This window comes from Streptomyces boncukensis (assembly GCF_011045075.1).
GTDB lineage: Bacteria > Actinomycetota > Actinomycetes > Streptomycetales > Streptomycetaceae > Streptomyces > Streptomyces boncukensis.
The window spans coordinates 1-3,602 of record NZ_JAAKZZ010000641.1 but is presented as its reverse complement, the minus strand read 5'-3'; the positions used below and the strand labels follow the sequence as shown (position 1 = coordinate 3,602).

The 3,602-nt window shown below is 76.8% G+C and carries 4 protein-coding genes; 2 read left to right on the top strand and 2 right to left on the bottom strand.

From position 1 onward, the window contains the following. Window positions 1–34 precede the first annotated feature (34 nt). On the bottom strand, window positions 35–940 hold the full coding sequence (locus G5C65_RS33490) for a LysR family transcriptional regulator (RefSeq protein ID WP_338146785.1): 906 nt from the start codon (window positions 938–940) through the stop codon (window positions 35–37). Window positions 941–1,051: 111 nt separating this feature from the next. On the opposite strand from G5C65_RS33490, the gene G5C65_RS33485 reads away from it, so the two are divergent. Then, window positions 1,052–2,275 carry an MFS transporter gene (locus G5C65_RS33485; RefSeq protein ID WP_165302822.1) on the top strand — a complete coding sequence of 408 codons (1,224 nt, stop codon included), beginning with the start codon at window positions 1,052–1,054 and terminating at the stop codon, window positions 2,273–2,275. A 76-nt stretch (window positions 2,276–2,351) separates the two neighbouring features. After that, window positions 2,352–3,128 carry an SDR family NAD(P)-dependent oxidoreductase gene (locus G5C65_RS33480; protein ID WP_165302821.1) on the top strand — a complete coding sequence of 259 codons (777 nt, stop codon included), beginning with the start codon at window positions 2,352–2,354 and terminating at the stop codon, window positions 3,126–3,128. Window positions 3,129–3,152: 24 nt separating this feature from the next. Here G5C65_RS33480 and G5C65_RS33475 read toward each other — a convergent pair. Continuing rightward, window positions 3,153–3,602, bottom strand: a 450-nt coding sequence (locus G5C65_RS33475) for a MarR family winged helix-turn-helix transcriptional regulator (RefSeq protein ID WP_241266243.1), incomplete at its 5' end; no start/stop codon positions are given.

Below are 3,602 nucleotides of genomic sequence, written 5' to 3'. Positions count from 1 at the left end.
CGCTCGCACCGCCCCGGCTCGCGCCCGCCCCCGCTCACACCGCCGCCGTCACGGGGCCCTCCTCCGCGACGTCCTCCACCGCCGCGGCGAACGCGCGCAGCAGCGCCGTCTCCGCCCCCTTCGCCCACACCAGCCCCAGCTCCGACGGCGGCAGCCCGTGCACGGGGACGAAGGTCACGCCCGCCTGGGCGTGCGCCTCGGCCGTGGGCCGGCACAGCAGCATGCCGCCGCGCCGGGCCGCCGCCATCGCCAGCCCCTCCTGCAGGGTGCGCACCCGGGGGCCGGCGGGGACCGGCCGCCCGGACGGCGTGACGGGCGGCGCCTGGCAGTCCCGCCAGTACGCCGGCGCCGGCTCGTCCGAGCCGATCAGCGGGCAGCGCGCCAGCTCCTCCGCGTCCAGTGCCGCACGCGCCGCGAGGGGGTGCGCCGAGGACACCGCCAGCGTCCACGGCTGCCGCTCGAAGCGCGGGCCGAGCACCAGGTCCGGCTCGTCGACGGGCAGCAGCACGACGCCCATGTCCACCTCGCCGCGCCGCAGCGGGCCGAACGGATCGGCCATGGTGATCTCGGCGACGGACGTCTCGACCTGCGGGTACCGGGCGTGGAAGAGGCCCAGCGCGGCGGTCGTACGGCGGTTGGCGCTGCCGAGGAAACCGAGCCGCAGCGTCCCGCTGACGCACCGGGCCTCGGTCCGCGCCTGGTCCACGACCCGGCCCAGCTCCTCGTACGCGGGGCGCAGGCCGCGCAGAAACCGCTCGCCGAGCGGGGTCAGCGCCACGCTGCGGCTCGTCCGCTCGACGAGGCGGGCGCCGATCCTGCTCTCCAGGGACCGCAGCAACTGGCTGACCCGGCTCTGCGAGACATACAGCCGCTCGCCCGCGCGGCCGAAGTGCAGCTCCTCGGCGAGCACGAGAAAGCACTCCAGCTCCCTGATCTCCACCCTCGTCCTCCCGGCTCGGCTCCGGTGCCCTGGCGCGTCGATGAGCCCCGCTCATAGAAGGATGAGGACTTCGCCGTTGTTCCCCCCGGCCCGCGCCCGAAGGCTGGGACCATGACTGACACCACCCCTCTCCCCCGTACCGGCGCCGGGGACGGGCCCGGCGCGCCGGACGGCGCACGGCCCGCGCGCCGCTCCTGGCCGGCCGTCGCCGCCGTGACCGGCGCCACGTTCTCCGTCACGGCGACCGAGATGCTCCCCGTCGGCCTGCTCACCCCGATGAGCGCGGGCCTGAACGTGTCCGAGGGGTCCGTCGGACTCGCCCTCACGCTCGTCGGCGTGACGGCGGCGTTGGCGGCGCCCGCCGTGCCGCTGGCCGCCGGGCGGCTGAACCGGCGCACCGCGCTCGTCGGGCTGCTCGGGCTGCTGGCCGCCGCCAACGCGCTGACCGCCGCCGCGCCCTCGCTCGGCGTGCTGCTGCTCGCCCGGGTGCTGGTCGGGGTCGCGCTGGGCGGGGTCTGGGCGATGGCGGCGAGCCAGACCGTACGGCTGGTGCCGGCCCGCTCGGCGGGGGCCGCGATAGCCGCGGTGTTCAGCGGCATCGGGCTGGCCTCCGTGCTGGCCGTCCCCGCGGGCGCGATGCTGGCGGAACTGACGAGCTGGCGGACGGCGTTCGCCGCGGCCTCCGGCCTGGCGGCGCTGGTCGGGCTGGCCCTGGCGCTGCTGCTGCCCTCGCTGCCGCCGCAGGCACCGGTACGCCCGCGCGAGCTGACCCGGCTCCTCGGCAACCGGCCGCTGCGGCTCGGCCTCGCCTTCCTGGCGCTGCTGGTGACGGGGCACTTCGCCGCGTACACCTATGTCCGTCCGGTGCTGGAGGAGGTCTCCGGGATCTCCTCCGGGATGATCGGCCTGCTGCTGCTCGGCTACGGAGTGGCGGGCGTCGCGGGCAACTTCGGCGCGGGGCCGCTCGCCGCGCGCTCGCCGCGCCGGGTGCTGCTGGCGCTGAGCGGCGGGCTCGCGCTGTCGACGGCCCTGCTGGCGGCGGGCGGCGCGGTGACGCCGTTCGCGATCGCGGTGCTGCTGCTGTGGGGGGTGGCGTACGGCGGGGTGTCGGTGAGCACCCAGACGTGGGTCCTGGCCGCGGCGCCGGACGCGCGGGAGCCGGCGGGCGCGCTGTTCGCCTCCGTCTTCAACGCGTGCATCGCGCTGGGCGCGTTCACCGGCGGCCGGGTGGTGGACGCGGCACCGCTGTCCTCGGTGCTGTGGCTGGGCGCCGCCCTGGCGACGGCCGCGCTGCTGCTGCTGGCCGTGGGCCGGGAACGGGGTGCGTCCTCGTAGGAGCCGCGCCCCTGGCGGGACCCCGTGGCGAGGCCCGCATACGCTGGCGGGGCCACGACGTCCCCGAGGAGATCCCATGCGCACCGACCCCACCACCCCGCCCCGTACCGCTGTCGTCACCGGGGCCAGCAGCGGCATCGGCGCCGCCACCGCGCGGCAGTTGGCGGCGGCCGGGTACCGGGTCGTCCTCACCGCGCGCCGCGCCGACCGCATCGCCGGGCTCGCCGAGGAGCTGAGGGACGCCGGACACCAGGCCGAGGCCCGGCCCCTGGATGTGACGGACCGCGCCGCGGTGGACGCGTTCGCGCAGGCGTGCGACGGCCCGGTCGGCGTGCTGGTGAACAACGCGGGCGGCGCGCTCGGCGCCGACCCCGTCGCCTCCGGGGACCCGGCCGAGTGGCGGCAGATGTACGAGACGAACGTGCTCGGCACGCTGAACATCACCCAGGCCCTGCTGCCCGCCCTCACCGCGAGCGGCGACGGCACCGTCGTCGTGCTCACCTCCACGGCGGCCCTCGGGACGTACGAGGGCGGCGCGGGCTACGTCGCCGCCAAGCACGGCGAGCACGTGCTCGCCGAAACCCTCCGGCTGGAGATCGTCGGCACCCCGGTCCGCGTGATCGAGATCGCCCCCGGCATGGTCAGGACGGACGAGTTCGCGCTCACCCGCTTCCACGGCGACGCCGACCAGGCCGCCCGGGTCTATGCGGGCGTGGCCGAGCCGCTGACCGCGGACGACGTGGCGGACACCATCGCCTGGGCCGTCACCCGTCCCAGCCACGTCAACGTCGACCTGCTGGTGGTCCGCCCCCGCGCGCAGGCGTCCAACACGAAGGTGCACCGGGAGCTGTGAAGCGCCCGCGCCGGTGCGGGGCGCTCAGCGGGGCGCGGGGTGCTGCGCGGGGTGCTCCATGGCCGGGCGCAGCCGGGTGAGCAGCGCGTAGAGCGTCGTCCGCTCCTCGGCGTCGAGGGTGTCCAGCGCCGTGTGGGTGGCCTGCATCTCCGCCCGTACGCGGCGGATCGTCCCGCGGCCCTCCTCGGTGAGGTGCACGGTCTTGACCCGCCGGTCCGCGGGGGACGGCTCGCGGCGCACCAGCCCCCGCCGCTCGATCCGGTCCACGAGGCCCGTGATGTTGGACGCGTCGCAGTCCAGCCACTGGGCCAGGTCGCGCATGGAGAGCGGGCCCGCGGCCAGCTGGGAGAGGACCTTGGCCTGCGTGGCGGTCAGCTCGTGGTGCCCGGCGGCGGCGGAGAAGTCCCGCCACTGGGCGGTGCCGATGGCGGCCATGAGCTCCAGGACGTCGAGCTTGGCGGGCGGGGTGGGGGC